The following is a 17096-nucleotide window of genomic DNA, read 5'->3' as shown; positions in this document are numbered from 1 at the left end:
CGTTACTTTGCTAGCCACGCCTTCATATTATCTAGGCTTTGGTAAGCGGTCATATCAACACTCAATGGGGTGACAGAACAATATCCTTCAGCAATAGCGTGAAAGTCTGTTCCCGGTCCTGCGTCTTGTTCTTTACCCGCTGGACCATACCAAAACACGGTTCTGCCGAAAGGGTCAGTGTCTTCAATCATGGGTTCAGCGCGGTGCCTTCTCCCTTGACGGGTCACTTCAATGCCTTTTAATTCTTCATAAGGAACATCAGGTACATTGACGTTTAATATTTGATTGGCTGGCAATGGATGTGTTTGTAACTTACGTATTATTTCTAACACAACCTTTGCGGCGGTTTCAAAGTGCTTAGCATCCTTTCCCACTAATGAGACTGCAATCGCCGGTAAGCCCATATAACGGCCTTCAGTGGCGGCGGCAACGGTGCCTGAATACACCACGTCGTCCCCTAAATTTGCGCCATGATTGATGCCAGATACCACCAATTCAGGGTCATTTTCTAAAATGCGTGATAACCCTAAATGAACACAGTCAGACGGTGTACCGCTTACTGAGTAATATCCACTGTCCATTGTCTGAACGCGTAGTGGCTGATGCAGTGACAATGCATTACTCGCACCACTGCAGTTTCGATCAGGGGCAACCACTGTCACGTCATGTTCACGGGCGACAATGTCATGCAATACGGCTAATCCTTTTGCAAAAACGCCATCATCATTACTCATTAATATTTTCATAAACACTCTTAAATACTATGTACAGGCGCCACTGTCTCAATGCACTCTCGAAGTACTGATGTGGCAAAACAGCCACTTGGCAACGAAAACGATAAGGTTAATGTATCACCCTTACTATGCCATTCAAGTTGTGAAGGCCAAATTTTTATTGCACGGCGTTCTTGTTCAAATCCGCACTGGGATAAAAAGTCTACTACCTCAGGGTGCGTACTCGCTATCGCTTGCTCTTGAGATTTAGCTTTTCCAAGAGTGGCTAACTCGCCCGCCCCCCACAAAGGCGCAGAAGGACAAATGTCTTTTTGTTGATAGCGCTGCTGGCTTTCTTTTGATTCGGCGTTTTCAATGAAAAAGCTGTTTGAGCCTGCGAGTACCATGGCATCACCATCTTGCACCTTGTCAAAGTCACCCTGTGCAATTCGTGATGAAATCACCTCATTGAAAAACCAACTACGTAAGGCAGATAATGCCATTGAACGTTTATTTCTGTGGCGAATGGCTTCTCCGTTTATCATGCGTTCCGCCATGAGCAAATTGCCGCCTCGTTGGACGTCTCCCATTTCGTTTACGCGCATGACACCGAATCGCTGTTCACCATAGTAATTAGGCACACCATGTTCGGCAATCTCTGCTAAGCGAGACTCAATGGCTTCGGGATGAACAACTTGGCGAAGCGTGATGGTGAATGCGTTGCCTTTTAACTGTCCTGTCCGTAGCTTCTTATTGTGCCTCACTTGTTTTAATACACGCACACCTTCCAGCTCAAAATCGCTAAAGTCAAAATCGGCTTTGCCTGGTGCGTGAATACCAAACCACTGCCGCGTTAACGCATATTTGTCTTTACGCCCAGCATAGGTTACCTGTCGCAATGGTAATTTTGTGAAACGAGCTAATTGCTCCGCCACAAACGCGGTGTTGTTATTCACCTTTTCTACGTAAATAAACTGATGCTCACCTTCACCACAAGGCGTATAACCTAAGTCCTCTTCAACGACAAAATCGTCGGCTTGAAACTTAAAGATACCGGTGGATACCGGTTTGCTAAAATAATAATTCCAATGCTGTGTTTCTAATGGCTTCATGCTTTTTCCAATAGCACCACAGCGTGGGCTGCAATGCCTTCTTTTCTGCCGGTATAGCCCAGCTTTTCAGTGGTGGTGGCTTTAACGTTGATATCATCAAGGTCGCATTCACAATCTTGCGCAATATGTTCTCGCATTTGGCTAATGTGTGGCGCCATTTTAGGGGCTTGAGCCACTATAGTGGTGTCTGCATTAATCAACCTAAAACCTTTATTTTTTACAATGTTTACAACGTGGCGCAGCAGTACACGGCTATCTGCACCCGCATAGGCGTCGTCGGTATCAGGAAAATGCTTACCTATGTCACCCATAGCAGCTGCACCTAAGATAGCGTCACACAGGGCATGTAGCAACACATCACCATCAGAATGGGCGAGTAAGCCTTGCGCGTGTTCTATCTTTACACCGCCGACAGTAATGGGGCCTTCACCGCCAAATTTATGTACATCGAAGCCGTGTCCAATTCGCATTATTCATTTACCTTATGTGTTTGTTTTATATAAAACTCAGCCAGTGGGAGATCAGCGGGGTGGGTTATTTTTATATTGGCAGGGTTTCCGTTTATGAGTGCCACTTTACCGCCAGCATATTCTATGGCCGAGGCTTCATCTGTGATGGTGACGCTGTTAGAGAGCGCTTTGTTCAATGCCCGCAAAAGTACGCCTGTAGGAAATAGTTGCGGGGTCAGTGCATGCCACAAATTTTCTCGACTTTCCGTATGGGAAATGAGACTGGCTTGGCCGTGATCACAGGCACGTTTCATGGTATCTCTCACGGGGGAGGCCAATATGCCTCCCGTAGTATTGCTGTTGTTCATTACGGCCAGCAGGGCGTCAATGTCTTGATGGGATACACAAGGGCGCGCTGCGTCATGAACTAACGCCCAACTTTCTTCTGGCAAGGTAGCTAAAGCATTTAACACCGAGTCGGCGCGGGTTTTACCGCCTTCCACCAAGTCTATATTGGCATTTGCTATTATTGGCAGCGAATGAATAAAGTCGTCATCATGACTTATCGCAATGACTACTCGGCTCACCGATGGGTGGTTAAGTAAAAGTGTCACTGTATGTTCTAGAATGGTTTTACCCGCTAGGGATAAATATTGTTTGGGGCGGTCGGCTTGCATGCGGCTGCCAACGCCGGCTGCGGGAATAACCGCAACAACATGGGGGGATGTCATTATTCTCACTTACTATCAGCAGGTAGGATCCGGTAAAAAGTTTCACCTCGCTTTATTAACCCAAGCTCATTTCTAGCACGCTCTTCAATGGCTTCTAAGCCAATTTTTAGGTCATTAATATCAGCTTCTAACAACGCATTACGCTGAGCTAGGTTGGCGTTTTGCTCTGCCTGTGCTTGTACTTCTTGTTCACGGTTTAAATAATCGGGAATACTGTTTTTGCCAAACCATAACCGGTATTGCAGTAACCCTAGCAAAACGAGAAGTACAACGGGGATCCATTTATCTTGCCACACGAGAGCACCTGATATTGGGTTAGCGAAGAATAAGTAAGGGCGGCTAGCCGCCCTCTCATGTGTTGTATTATGCCGCGAAGCGGCGCTGAGTCAAAGGTGCTTTACTCCCCTTGACCGAATTTGCCCTTTAATTTATCAAATAGCTTGTTCTTCTGTTGCTCTACCACACTGTTTAATTGGGTTTGCAACAAGGCTTGCAATGCTTCGCTGTCGCCTTGGGCTGCACTCAGCATACTGTTCACGTCGACCAACTCACCAGATAAAAGCGACTGCTCGTTACTTATCATGCTGTTAAGTTTATTGTTAAGTTCGTCCAGTTTATCTTGCTGGGAGGCCGTTAACTGAGACAGTGCTGCTTGCGCAAGCTTGTTGTCTAAGTCTGACTTTATATTAAAGTTAGGGTTTGAAAGTGTACCATCAAGAAGCATGGTCATACTTAGGCTGCTTAATGATTGGAGTGCATTGGCAATAGCGCTAGTGACATCACTGCTGCCGGTTGCTTCCATCACAAGGTCTTGCAAGTCAACATCGCCGGTGCCGGTTAAGGTGTTGTCAGTCACCTTCATCGACCCTGTGGTGGTCATCAATGCCGAGGTTAAAACCGCGTCGAGCGTGTCGTTTCCACTAAAAGCTACATTCGACATATTGACGCCCGCTAAAGACCACACTTGGCTAGCATCGACTCCGCTACTATCTATCCAAAATTCACCACTAGAAGTAAACGATTTTAGTAAGTCTCCTGCTGCTTCAATGCTAAAGGTGGTGGGGTTACCAAATACTTCGTGAACATTGGTGATGTTATTCCATTTGCTGGTGATTGCCTCGTTTTGCCAAAGTACAGAGACATTGGCTTCTTTCACTAAAATAGAGGGAATTTCGGTAGGCGCTTCACTTTTTTCTTCCCCTTGAATAAGGGGCATGACAATTTGCATCGCCGACATCAAGTACTCTGTGTATTCCGCCGCTTTATCGCCAAACACAAAATAGGTAACTTGTGACAGTGCGTCTTGATCGCCAGCAATCACGCCTTTAAGCAAAGCATAATCTTCTTGAGGCGCTGATTTAAGCGCGCTAATGGCTTCCGTTAACTCACGCTTTGCGTTTGAGGCTTTGCTAGTAAAGTCGGCAATGCGCGCGCGGTCGGCAGACATTTCTTCTTTTAACTGGTCAAATGCTGACTTAGCCTGAAGCAACGCTTGAGGGTCCTGGTAGTTAGTTTCTTTCAGCTGCGAGACTTGTGTTTTGTAGTAGTCGATTCGAGATTTATCAGGCAAATTACCATAATCTGTCTTGAGGCCTTCACCATAGGTCTCATAGGCAGCTTTGGCGTTCTCGATAGCGGCAGTGGTTTTCAATGGATTCCGTTCAAGGAGTTCGTCCACACCAGGAACGGCTTCTTGTGCTTTACTTTTTATTTCGTCAAAGGACAGTGAACGCTCAGGTACACGATATACTTCGCCAGTGGAGGCGCGCTCCGTATCAAATTGCACATCTAATAAATTGAGTTCATTAACAATAACTTCATCGTCAAGCAGGGGAGCTAAAGCCACATCGGCGTTCGCCTCTCCAACCAGAACTTGGTTGTGTGTGGGTTTGGTGGGGTTGGTTAGTGCAATCCCTTTTAAGGTGACAGTGGTGGGAAATAATGAGTGATCAAACTCTGCAATATTAACTTCCGCCCCATAGGATTCACCCAGTTTAGACTCTAAAACTAATTTAATAATGGTGTTGGCGAATAAAAAATACACCAAGAAAAGCACCACAAAAAAGCCGACCACCCACAGTAATATCGACTTGCCTTTAGCCTTGCTACTCATTTTCCACTCCTTGATTTTGCTTAGCCTGCGTTTTCGTGATTCAGTGTAAATCAGTCATACGCAGACTTCCATACATACTAAGTAGCAGTTAGAGTTTAAATTTATTCGCAATATCCATTATCGCTACACAGCTTTCTTTCAGCGCTAAACTCGCTTTTGCGAGGTCATCAGCGGTTCGTAAGCTGCTATCGGCTGCCCCTGAAAGCGCGTTTATACGTATGTTTGCTTCATTGGCTGCTTCAGCTTGTTGCTCAGTGGCTCGGGCAATTTCACTGCTCATGCCTGAAATGTCGGTCATTAATCTGTCAGCCTCTTTTAGACTTTGATTGGCCTGCGTTGCATTTTCCACCGTTTTAACCGATGCCGATTGGCTAACATGCACCGCGTCAACGGCACTTTTGGCATTACTTTGCAGCTTTTCTATCATCGCTTGTATTTCATCGGTACTTTGACCAGTTCGACTAGCAAGGGTACGCACTTCGTCTGCCACCACCGCAAACCCTCTTCCTTGTTCACCCGCACGGGCAGCTTCAATGGCAGCATTAAGGGCCAGTAAGTTTGTTTGCTCTGCAATTCCGCGTATCACATCAAGTACAGCGCCAATGCTTTGTGATTGTTCGGCTAATGCCGTCACCACGCTACTAACACTTTCAATGTCAGAGGTGAGTGAACGAATGTCGGTCACTGTGTGCTCCACAACCGTAGCACCATCTTGGACATTCGTACGCGCGCTAACGGTACTTTTTTCAGCAGCGTCAGCGTTGTTGCTCACGTCGTGAATTTGGGTCGTCATTTGCTCCATGGCCGCCGCCACTTGCAACATGTTTTCGTTTTGATCGTGCGCTTGAGCGTTGCTGTCGTCACTCACGCTTTTTACTTTCTCGGCTTGTTCAGTGAGGGCGGCAATGTTGTCTCTAATGCCTATAAGCGATTGGCGCATTTTGTCTGTGTACTGATTAAAGTAGCGTGCCAGACGCGTTATTTCATCTTGCCCTTTTTCGGGTAGCGAGCGAGTTAAATCGCCCTCACCACTGGCGATATCTTTCATGCGCTCTGCGATTTCCTGCACAGGCTTAACAATGCGGCCTCCTATGATGTAAATCAGCAGAATCACCAACGCCACACTGATCACGCAAAAAATAATAATGATGTTTCTTAAATGCGCATATTCTTCTTCTAAATGCGTTAAATAAATGCCTGAGCCTATTGTCCACCCCCAAGGCTTGAAGGCCTTGACGTAAGAAATTTTATCCGTAGGCGTATCTTCGCCGGGTAGCGGCCAGACGTAATCCACAAAGCCTTCGCCCTTCTGCTTGGCTGTTTGTGCCATTTCAACAAAAAACGCTTTGCCATTCCCGTCTTTAAAGGTGCGAAGATCTCTGCCATCTAATGCCGGCTTTATAGGGTGCATCACCATGCTAGGTGTTGCATCTTGAATCCAGTAATAATTACTGTTGTCATAACGCAGCGCTTTGACTGCTTCTAACGCTTGTGACTTTGCTTGTTGCGCATCGATATCCGTTCTATCTGCATAATGGCCTAATAATGTATGAACCACCTCAACGAGGTGTTTGTTTTCTTCATAAGATTTGTCTTTTAAGGCTTGATAGTGTCGATTTAATACAACCCCAGTGAGAAGCAAAAAGAGCAGCCCAATAAGCACGGCAATAATGCCTAGTCGTTGAATCAAACTAAAGTTTCTTAACCACATAATTTACACCCATTTTTTTCGTTTTATAAGTGTAGTCTTAATCTCGTATTTAAAAAGAGAGAAAACATTTTATTAACATTTAGTGTGCGCCTTTTTTTGTGTGAAGGTAATAAGACGATAGACTTACTTTGCCCAGTGATAAGAAAGCGTAAACCTGTGGAAGCTGACGGGGAATTAGCGGTATTTAAAGAGATTGTCTTGGGTGGTAGAAAAAGTTGACAGCAGAGGCTTTTCACATAGGAAGTTTGTGCTAGTATCCGCGCAAATTAAAAGGTACCGTGATCTTCATCCTTTAGTCTAAAGTTTAAAGAACACAGGCGAATAAAAGCAAAGTGAAAGCTTTGCTAGCAAAACAGCGTGTTTCGCGATGAAAGAACCAAAGGTTTTCTTGACGAAACGCTTTTATTACAGCTATTTCTACGAAAGGGTTGCAATGCTCACTAACGACACACTTCATACAACATCTCCTCTGCGCCAGCGCATTCGTGACTACTATCGCATTAGCGAGTCAGTGGCCGTGGATCAAATTCTTCCTATTGCCGAAGTAAACCCTCGGGCGCGAAGTCGAGCTTGGGAACGAGCCAGAAAAATGGTGCTGCAAATTCGCCGTGAGCAAGAAGGGCACGGTGGTGTTGACGCGCTGTTGAATGAGTACTCATTGTCTACCGCCGAAGGGGTGGTATTGATGTGTTTGGCCGAAGCACTATTGCGTGTGCCAGACCGCGAAACACAAGATGAGTTAATTCGAGACAAATTGTCCAAAGGTCAATGGACGCCGCATTTGGGGAATTCTGATTCACTATTTGTTAACGCATCTGCCTGGGGGCTCTTATTCACCGGCAACATGGTGAACTATGCAGATAAGCGTAAGCAAGAACAGTTTGGGTTGTTGAAAAAAACCTTGGGCCGCTTGGGTGAACCCGTTATTCGCCGTGCCATGAATATTGCCATGCGGGTGATGGGGCGTCAGTTTGTCATGGGTGAAACCATTGAAGATGCGGTAGACAGAGCCAAAGACAAAGAAACCAAGGGTTACGTTTACTCATACGATATGTTGGGTGAAGGTGCTCGTACTATGGGTGACGCCGACCGGTACTATGATGCCTACGTAAAAGCCATAAAGGTGATTGGGAAAGCGGCGAATGGTCGCGGGCCGAAACGCTCGCCAGGTATTTCCGTTAAATTATCGGCGATTCATCCACGCTTTGAGTTCTCTCATCGTGAACGCGCCATGGAGGAAATTCCACCGCGCCTTAAAGCCTTATGTCTTATGGCGAAAGAATACGATATTGGCCTTACCGTGGATGCGGAAGAAGCCGACCGTCTTGAGTTATCTCTGGACATTATTGAAGCCGTCTTTCGCGATAATGAGCTAAACGGTTGGACCGGCTTTGGCCTTGCCGTGCAGGCATACCAAAAACGCGCCATTCATGTTATCGAGCACCTGCGAGATTTAACCTTAGAGGTGGGCCGACCATTAATGGTTCGCTTGGTGAAAGGCGCGTATTGGGATACTGAGATAAAAATGACCCAGCAAGCAGGGTTAGAGGAATTCCCGGTGTTTACCCGCAAGTCATCCACTGATGTATCTTATCACGCGTGTGCCAACCGACTGCTTGAATATCGCGATACTATTTATCCGCAATTTGCTACCCATAATGCGTATACCGCTTCAGTCATTGTTGAATTAGCAGGGGATGACAAAGAGGGATTTGAGTTCCAGTGTTTACACGGCATGGGCGACACCCTCTACGATCAAGTGGTGACAGAAGACAAAATTCAGTGCCGAGTTTATGCCCCCGTGGGAGAGCATGAAGACCTCTTGGCCTATTTGGTTCGACGTTTACTGGAAAATGGGGCGAATTCATCATTTGTTAATGCCATTGTTGATGATGAAAAACCGGTTGAAGCACTACTGGAAGACCCGGTAGAAAAAACCCAACGTTTGAAGGTTCGTTATAACAAGTTGATTAAGACGCCCCGTGGCCTGTATGCACCAGAGCGCGACAACTCAAGAGGACTGGACCTTACCGATACCAATGCGGTCACTGCCCTTAAACACGAACTAGAACGCTGGCAAGAGTACTACAAAGTGACCGACGGCGTGCCTGAAGGTGCCACGCCGGTGTTAAACCCAACCGATAAAAATGATGTGGTGGGCTATCACTATTACGCCAAGCCAGATGATATGCGTCAAGCCCTTGATGAAGCGCAATCTGGCTTTGAAGCTTGGTCTAAAAGGGATGTGGCCGAGCGAGCAGAAATCTTAAATCGTACCGCCGATGCCTTAGAGCGTCACATGGCAGAGCTTATTGCCATTTGTATGCGTGAAGCGGGCAAGGTTGCACAAGACAGCATAGATGAAGTGCGTGAAGCTGTAGATTTCTGTCGCTACTATGCGGTGCGTGCTCAGGAAATAGCAGAAGATCAGCGTTTGCTACCTCGCGGGGTGGTGTTGTGTATTAGTCCGTGGAACTTCCCATTAGCCATATTCTTAGGCCAGGTGTCAGCTGCGTTAGTCACAGGCAACACGGTTATTGCAAAACCTGCAGAGCAAACAAGCATGATTGCCCAGCGGGCGGTGGACATTATGCACTCGGTGGGTTTACCGGAAGATGCGCTTAAATTGATTATTTCTCCCGGAAAAGAAGTGGGCGAAACCTTGTTACCTGATGAGCGTATTAAAGCGGTTATGTTTACCGGCTCTACGCAAACCGGCACCTTAATTTCTCAGGTGTTGGCAGAGCGTGGCGGGGAACAAGTCCCGTTGATTGCCGAAACCGGCGGGCAAAACTGTATGATTGTTGATTCAACAGCACTGCCTGAACAAGTGGTTGATGATGTTATTCACTCAGGTTTCCAAAGCGCGGGTCAACGCTGTTCCGCGTTGCGTGTTTTGTTTGTTCAAGAAGATATTGCTGATGATCTCACCGAAATGCTCATTGGTGCAATGAAAGAGCTGACGGTGGGTGACCCGACTCAATTGGCCACCGATGTGGGCCCGGTAATTGATGAAAAAGCATTGAAGAGCCTGACCGATCACCAAGCCTTTATGGAAGACAAAGGCACCTTGCTCTACCGCAATGAAATGCCAGCTGGTGCAGAGAAGGGCACCTTCTTTGCGCCAACGCTTTATCAAATTGACAACATACAGGTACTTGAAAAAGAGGTGTTTGGCCCTGTTGTTCATATTATTCGCTTCAAGTCGAAAGAGCTCGACAATGTGCTTGAGCAAATTAACGGCACAGGTTATGGACTGACCATGGGAATTCATTCTCGTATTGAAGAGCGCGCTAATGAATTAGCCGCGAAAAGCCGTGCGGGTAATGTGTATATTAACCGCAATATGATTGGTGCCATTGTGGGTGTGCAACCATTCGGTGGACGAGGCCTTTCTGGCACTGGGCCGAAAGCGGGGGGCCCTAATTATCTGCCACGCTTAATGATGGAGCGAGCGACACCTAAGCCGTCACATATTGATGATATCGATACTACCGATACGGCACTTGTAGGTGATGAAAAGATTGCTGAGCGTGCGCACATCATGATGGACAGAGCTAAATCGGTAGAAGCTCAATGGCGTCATACCGCACTAAATGATCGCATTTCAATGGTGCGTCAGTTGCTTGCTAAGATAGCCAAGGTCGATATTGTTGATGAGTTGGCAGACGATTTAAATCGTACCCTTGCCACAGCCCGTCAACAACTTACCAGTGTAGAGCGTAGGTTAGCAAAACCACAGACATTACCCGGTCCAACAGGTGAGTCGAATAAGCTATATCTAGAGCCCCGAGGTATATTGGTATGTTTTGCCGACAAAGAAGTCACGTTTGAATATTGGTTACTTTCTATTGTGACGGCGCTTTCTACAGGGAACCCTGTGGTGTCGGTAGTATCGGAAATCTTCTACGACGAAGCGGTGGAAATTCAGAACAAGTTCGAAGCCACTGGCGCACCGAAAGGGCTGTTCCAAGTCGCTCGTCTAGCTCATCTAGATACGTTATTAATGGACGAAGACTTGTCTGGGGTAGTGGTGGACTCAAGCACGGAAAGAACGGCGCGTATCACGGCAATGTTGTCTTCCCGTGAAGGCGCCATTTTACCTGTTATTACTGCTGAATATAACGACAATCTTATTCAGCGATTAATGACCGAGAAAACCATCAGTATTGATACTACTGCATCCGGTGGTAATACATCATTGATGACCCTAGTCGAAGACGATGAATAATCTCCATTAGCGTTGTGTACGCCGCTAAATAAAAAATACCAGCCTTTGTGCTGGTATTTTTTTTGCCTTAACCCTTCCTTAACCTTGGCTTTGAAATAATACCTCCATATAAGCGGCATTGTTTGTCGCGGTGCACCGATAAGGGCAGTATGGGAAAGGTAAATGATTAAAACGAAACAAACAGCATGCGCCATAGCACTGAGTTTGCTATTAGGTGCATGTGCCAATGTGGGTGACAAATCACTTAGCGAATCTGCAAAGACAATCACCGGCAATAAAGTGGCTTGGCAGCCTCTTACCCGTGATGACAAAACGCCTGCCGCGGCAATTACCGCAAGCAAGCTTACCGATCTCATTGATGTGTCTGGCATAGAGCACCTGTCTGACTTCATTGATGAAGCGCTAAGTCACAACCCCAGTTTGCAGCAAACACTGATTACTCTGCGACAAGCGCAGGTGGCCATTAAAAGTGCTGAGTCTCAAGACAATCTTAATATAGACGCCAGCTTAAGTGGCGCTAAAGGTGAGCAATCTGACACGAGTTTTACCGGTAGCTTATCGGTTAGCTGGGAGCTAGATTTATGGCAGAAAATTGCTGATGGTGTCACCGCGGCTAACTTAGATGCTGCGAGCGCGCGGGCGAGTTATCAGTCGGCCAGAGATAGCTTAGCTGCCAGTGTAATTCGAAGCTATATAGAGGTTATCACTCAACAGAATCTGCTTGCGATTGAACGTCAGCGCCTGCAAGTATTAGAGAACCAAGAAGCCATAATTTTAACCCGTTACAGAACTGGGTTAGGAGATTTGGATGATTTGGATACCGCAAGAACGAGCAGTGCAAGTACCCGTGCTACCATTGCCCAGTACGAATACGCTTTAGCGGCATCCAAGCGCACACTAGCGGTGTTGCTGGGTCGCCAAGAGCAGTCGCTACCTGAATTGCATTTAAATGTGTCCTATCCAGACGTACTTGTACCTTTAACGTCTGTTCCCGATCAAGACTTGGCACGACGCCCCGACCTGCAAGCCGCTTACTTTACGATCAAAGCTTCAGAATACAATGTCGATGTCGCTTACAAAGCCTTGTTACCTAGCATTAATCTATCTGCGGCATTAACCGACACAGCGAGCTCTGCTTCTGACGCCTTATTCACGAACCCTTTGTGGAGTTTGTTAGGCCAGATTACCGCGCCACTTTTTCAGGGGGGGGAATTAAGAGCGCAAGTAGATACGGCCGAGCTAAATGCATTGACTGCGTGGTGGCAATACAAAGAAACCCTACTTCATGCGGTTCAAGAAACCCAAGATGCCATAGACAACGAGCGTACCCTAACAGCACGTATTCGCTTTACTGCAGAGGCAATTGACAATGCGCAAAGAAGTGTCCAGAGCACCTCTGGTGATTACCGTCAGGGGCTCGCTGACATTCTTGACTTGCTGTCTGTTTACAACACCCGCTTTGATTTGCAAGCGCAACAGGTTGAGTTGCGTGCATCACAACTTCAAAATCGTATCGACTTAGGCCTCGCTTTGGGCCTTGGAGTGTCTCAATGAAAAACAAGAAAGTTATCGTTACCCTTTTAGCGGCAGCCTGCATTGCGTTGGCTATTGTTTATACCATGATGAACATGGGCGGTGGACGCCCAGGGATGCCATCTAGTGCCGGAAATAAAGCCCAAGCCAATAGTGTGCCTGTAAATAAACAGGTAAGTGAAAAGCCAGATACGCCTCGTGGAATGAATAAAAATGCTGCGTTTGCGCCAGCCCAAGGTGAAAGGCCTGCAAATGGAATGCGTGGCGTGGGCCCAAGGGCCGGAATGCGAAAAAGCAATGCCACAGAAACGAGTAACAGTAACTTGGCTCAGGTGGGGGTGTTCGCAGTAAAAAACTCGTCCTATAAAGCGTCGGTAAAAGGGTACGGCGAAGTGATGCCCATAGATGCGCTCACCTTGGTGGCGCAAGTCAGTGGCCGTATTACTCAGCTTTCCGATACATTTCAAACCGGTGCTGTAGTGAAAAAAGGTGAGGTATTAGCCTTTATTGATGATACCGATTATGTCGAAGCATTAAGTAGCGCTAAAACTGATTATGAAAGTGCCGTGGTGGCTTTGGAAGAAGAGCGTTTACAAGGTGTTCAAGCATTAGATGAATGGCAGCGTTCTGGCTTAGAAGGCGAACCCGCGTCAGCGCTAGTGTTGCGACAACCTCAATTAAAAGCGGCGCAAGCAAGTTTAGATGAGGCTAAGCAGATACTGGAAACTGCGAAGCGAGATTTGGCATTCACTGAGATAACGGCACCTTTTGATGCGCTCGTGGTGACCCGGGATGTTTCTTTGGGGAGCTATGTTCAATCTGGTGAAACGGTTGCTACATTGTATTCGCTAAACACAGCTGAAATTGCCGTTGCACTATCGCCAAGTCAATGGGCACAACTGCCCAATTTTACTGCCGGTGAATCTTTAGATTGGCCTGTAACGATTGCCGATTCAGCTACCGACAATCATTGGACAGCCGTGGTCTCACGGGCTGAATTACATCAAGACGCCAGTACGCGCCAGCGTAATGCTGTGGTTACCGTAAACGACCCTTTGATGCAGCCTGTACCGTTAACATTTGGCAGTTTTGTTAGTGCAGAAATTGAAGGTCGCACGCTGGACAATGTGTGGAAAATTCCGGCGTCTTCGGTATCCCAAAAACAAGAAGTGTGGTTGGTTGAACCCGATACTGGGTTATTGAAAAAATTTACCCCTGAGGTGTTGTTTGAACGGGATGGGTTTGCCTTTATTACGCCGTACAACAATGCATTACGGGCACTAGTTGTGGCTCGCCCGTTAAACAGCTATTTAGAAAATACTGCCGTAGCCCCTGTGGTTGAAGGACGTACGGGAGGGGTAGGTCATGACTAATCACAAAGGGATTATTGCCTGGTTTGCGCAAAACTCTGTGGCAGCAAACCTCTTAATGGTGAGTTTGATCATTTTGGGTTTGGTCTCGATGGGGGATATTCGAAAAGAAGCATTCCCTAGTATGGAACCCAGATTTGTCACTATCTCTATGACCTATGAAAGTGGTGATGCTGAGCAAGCAGAAGAGGGGATTGCCATCAAAATAGAGAATGCGCTAGAAGCCATTCCGGGTATTAAACGCATTACCTCCACCTCAAATGCAAACGGTGCAAGCGTACAGGTAGAAAAGGAAACCGAGTACGACCTTGATGTGCTTTTCGACGATATAAAAACTGAAGTAGACAGTATTTCTAATTTTCCCTCGGATGCTGAAAACCCTGTTATTGATAAGGCGCGCAGACAGGAACATGCTATTTGGGTACAGCTTTACGGTGATGCAGACCATGCAACGTTGCAATACCTAGGTGAGAAATTAGAGCGGGACTTATTGGCGACGGAGGCGATTCGGGAAGTCAGCGCAGGTAGCTTTATCGATCCTATGATGTCGATAGAAATTGACGAGGCAAAACTTCAAGCCTATGGGTTGACGCTTTCAGACGTGGCAAACGCCATTAATGAAGAATCTAATACCGCACTTACTACCAGTTTACGAAACAAAGAAAAGGTGATTCGGTTAAAAGCGTCTGAACAGGCTTACTATGCGAAAGACTTTGCCAGTATACCGCTTTTTACCAGCAGTAATGGGGTTATCCTAACAGTAGGTGATGTAGCGAAGGTTACCGACATGTTCGCCGACGATAGCTATAATTTATCACGCTATAATGGGCAAAATGGTTATGGTATCCAAGTGCTCATGGATGAGTATGGCGACGTCACCAAAATGGTTGAACAAGCTCATCGAGTGGTGGATGAATGGCACGAAAAAGGGCTGTTGCCACAAGGGATTGAAATTGAAACCTGGTACGATAAAAGTACGCTTATCACGGAGCGTTTAACCCTACTTACTAATAACGCCCTAATGGGGATTGCACTGGTGTTTGTGACACTTGCGCTGTTTTTGAACCTTCGAGTGGCATTTTGGGTCGCGGCGGGATTACCGTTTATTTTCTTCGGCACCCTGTACTTCATGACAGACTCATATACCAATATGACGTTGAACGAAATGACCACTTTCGGCTTTATTATGGCATTGGGGATAGTGGTTGACGATGCGGTTGTGGTGGGGGAAAGTGTCTACGCCACCCGTAAACAGTACGGTGATACTTTACAAAATACCATTGCGGGAACGCACAAAGTGGCTATTCCTACTTTGTTTGGGGTGCTCACCACAGTGGCAACCTTCTTTGCGCTTTCTAATGTTTCTGGTGGTTTAGGCACCTTGTATTCCCAGTTCGGCACCATTGTCACCTTGTGTTTACTGCTATCAGTGGTGGAGTCAAAACTCATATTGCCTGCTCACTTGGCGCACCTACCAACCAAAACCACACCTAAAAAGGGCATTGCGGGGCTGTGGAATAAGGTACAAGGAAAAGCGGATGCTGGATTGCAATGGTTTAACTACCGGTTGTATCAGCCTCTTTTAAAGGTCACGGTAACTTACCGCTATGCCGCTGTGCTGTTGTTTATTGCACTATTTGTTGTTGTCATGAGTTTGCCATTAACCGGCGCGGTGCGAGTGAGCTTTTTCCCTAGCATGCAAGGGGACACCGTCACCGCTAACTTATCTCTTTACAGTGACGCAAGCTTTGGGCAAAACGAGCGCAATTTATTGTTGCTAGAGCAAAATGCATTAGAAGCTGACCGTCAACTCATTGCTGAAAAAGGCGCAGAGGGCTCTGGCATCAGCAGCTTACAAGTCACCGCCAGTGGTGATCAAAGTGGCACCATTACCATTTCGCTAGATGAATCTCAGCCTTATTCGTTAGATGAACTCTCGGCACGATGGAATGCGTTAACCGGCACCTTGGAGGGGGTGAAAAGCCTGAAAATTCGCTCCCGCAGAGAAATGGTAGATGGCTTTAAAGTGGAGCTTAAAAGCATTAACGAAGATACGCTTATTGCGGCGAACACAGCTTTTCAGGAAGTACTTGAAGACATTGATGGGGTGTATGCCATTGAAAGCTCGCTAACGCCTGGCGAAGCGATGATGCGTTTTGAGATTACGCCTCAAGGGCGAGCGCTGGGGATGGACACGCAAAGCTTGTCGCAACAGTTACTAAAAGCGTTTGGTGGTGAAATTGTACAGCGTTACCTGCGCGATAAAAACGAAGTAAAAGTGAGGGTGCGGTACCCTGAAGAAGACCGCATGAACCCCTCTGACGTTATGAATACGCAAGTGCGCTTAGATGATGGAACTGTGGTGCCTTTGAGTGTGGTGGCCACCGTTTTTCAAGATGTTCAGCAAAAGCAAGTGGTCCGTATAGATGGATTGCGCGCCCTAACAGTAAGCGCCTCGGTAGATAGTGACATCATCACGTCAACAGAGTTGGTTAATTACTTAAACGAGAGCTTTGTACCTCAGTTAGAAAAACAGTATCAAGACTTATCGCTGTATTTTGCTGGGGAAGCTGAGCAGCAGGCGGAAACCCAAAGTTCGATGCAAAGCGTTTTTATCCTCGCATTGCTGTCTATATTTGCTTTGCTGGCCATACCGCTTAAATCATATATCCAACCTTTGATTATTATGACGGCCATTCCGTTTGGTATTGTGGGCGCTATTATTGGGCACTGGTCGAACGGTTTAATGCTTAGTCTATTATCACTTAATGGTATCTTAGCGCTAAGCGGCGTTGTGGTGAACGACAGCTTGTTGTTGGTGTCGCGGTTTAACGCATTACGCCGAGAGGGTATGGCACTAGAAAATGCAGTGATTGAGGCCTGTACCAGTCGACTACGGGCGGTATTGCTCACCTCAATTACCACCTTTGTGGGTTTGTATCCAATATTGGGTGAAACGTCGATTCAAGCACAGTTTCTCATTCCGGCGGCAGCTTCTTTGGGGTATGGTATTTTGTTTGCTACGGCGATCACGCTTTTATTAATTCCCGCATTGCTGCTAATTTATGAAGATGTTGCGGGCATAGGCGCGCGCGCGAAGAAAAGCGTATTGAGAGTGACGGGGTAGTAGAAA

At 46.7% G+C, this 17096-nt stretch carries 11 protein-coding genes; 4 read left to right on the top strand and 7 right to left on the bottom strand.

Translation table 11 applies throughout. The features are described from left to right. Positions 1-2: 2 nt before the first annotated feature. The 7 genes from surE to IUA53_RS17170 form a co-directional block, all read right to left on the bottom strand. A complete protein-coding gene (gene surE, locus IUA53_RS17200; RefSeq protein WP_044446109.1) occupies positions 3-746 on the bottom strand; it encodes a 5'/3'-nucleotidase SurE in 744 nt (247 codons plus the stop codon). A gap of 8 nt (positions 747-754) precedes the next feature. Continuing rightward, positions 755-1825 carry a tRNA pseudouridine(13) synthase TruD gene (truD, locus tag IUA53_RS17195; protein ID WP_044055922.1) on the bottom strand — a complete coding sequence of 357 codons (1071 nt, stop codon included), beginning with the start codon at positions 1823-1825 and terminating at the stop codon, positions 755-757. Beyond that, a complete protein-coding gene (gene ispF, locus IUA53_RS17190; RefSeq protein ID WP_044055924.1) occupies positions 1822-2295 on the bottom strand; it encodes a 2-C-methyl-D-erythritol 2,4-cyclodiphosphate synthase in 474 nt (157 codons plus the stop codon). The genes truD and ispF overlap by 4 nt, the downstream gene beginning before the upstream one ends. Next, positions 2295-3005: a 2-C-methyl-D-erythritol 4-phosphate cytidylyltransferase gene (gene ispD, locus IUA53_RS17185; RefSeq protein ID WP_044055926.1), complete on the bottom strand. Its 711-nt coding sequence runs from the start codon at positions 3003-3005 to the stop codon at positions 2295-2297. Before ispD ends, ispF begins: the two co-directional genes overlap by 1 nt. A 5-nt stretch (positions 3006-3010) precedes the next feature. Next, positions 3011-3301 carry a cell division protein FtsB gene (ftsB, locus tag IUA53_RS17180; RefSeq protein WP_044055928.1) on the bottom strand — a complete coding sequence of 97 codons (291 nt, stop codon included), beginning with the start codon at positions 3299-3301 and terminating at the stop codon, positions 3011-3013. A gap of 101 nt (positions 3302-3402) precedes the next feature. Further along, on the bottom strand, positions 3403-5118 hold the full coding sequence (locus IUA53_RS17175; protein ID WP_044446110.1) for a TIGR03545 family protein: 1716 nt from the start codon (positions 5116-5118) through the stop codon (positions 3403-3405). A gap of 88 nt (positions 5119-5206) precedes the next feature. Further along, entirely contained in the window at positions 5207-6829 is a 1623-nt protein-coding gene (locus IUA53_RS17170) for a methyl-accepting chemotaxis protein (protein ID WP_196897489.1), read from the bottom strand. Positions 6830-7262: 433 nt separating this feature from the next. Here IUA53_RS17170 and putA point away from each other — a divergent pair, with 433 nt between their 5' ends. The 4 genes from putA to IUA53_RS17150 all read left to right on the top strand — a co-directional run bounded on the left by putA (position 7263) and on the right by IUA53_RS17150 (position 17090). After that, positions 7263-11060 carry a bifunctional proline dehydrogenase/L-glutamate gamma-semialdehyde dehydrogenase PutA gene (gene putA, locus IUA53_RS17165; RefSeq protein WP_044449274.1) on the top strand — a complete coding sequence of 1266 codons (3798 nt, stop codon included), beginning with the start codon at positions 7263-7265 and terminating at the stop codon, positions 11058-11060. 162 nt (positions 11061-11222) lie between these two features. Next, a complete protein-coding gene (locus IUA53_RS17160) occupies positions 11223-12614 on the top strand; it encodes a TolC family protein (protein ID WP_044446111.1) in 1392 nt (463 codons plus the stop codon). Next, the gene (locus tag IUA53_RS17155; RefSeq protein ID WP_196897488.1) at positions 12611-13966 is read left to right on the top strand and encodes an efflux RND transporter periplasmic adaptor subunit; all 1356 of its coding nucleotides are present in this window, start codon (positions 12611-12613) and stop codon (positions 13964-13966) included. The genes IUA53_RS17160 and IUA53_RS17155 overlap by 4 nt, the downstream gene beginning before the upstream one ends. Then, on the top strand, positions 13959-17090 hold the full coding sequence (locus tag IUA53_RS17150) for an efflux RND transporter permease subunit (protein WP_196897487.1): 3132 nt from the start codon (positions 13959-13961) through the stop codon (positions 17088-17090). Before IUA53_RS17155 ends, IUA53_RS17150 begins: the two co-directional genes overlap by 8 nt. Positions 17091-17096 lie beyond the last annotated feature (6 nt).

The organism is Alteromonas sp. B31-7 (assembly GCF_015767655.1).
In the GTDB taxonomy this organism is placed as follows: domain Bacteria; phylum Pseudomonadota; class Gammaproteobacteria; order Enterobacterales; family Alteromonadaceae; genus Alteromonas; species Alteromonas australica.
Note: the sequence above shows the minus strand (reverse complement) of the source record. Positions and strands in the feature narration are given on the sequence as shown.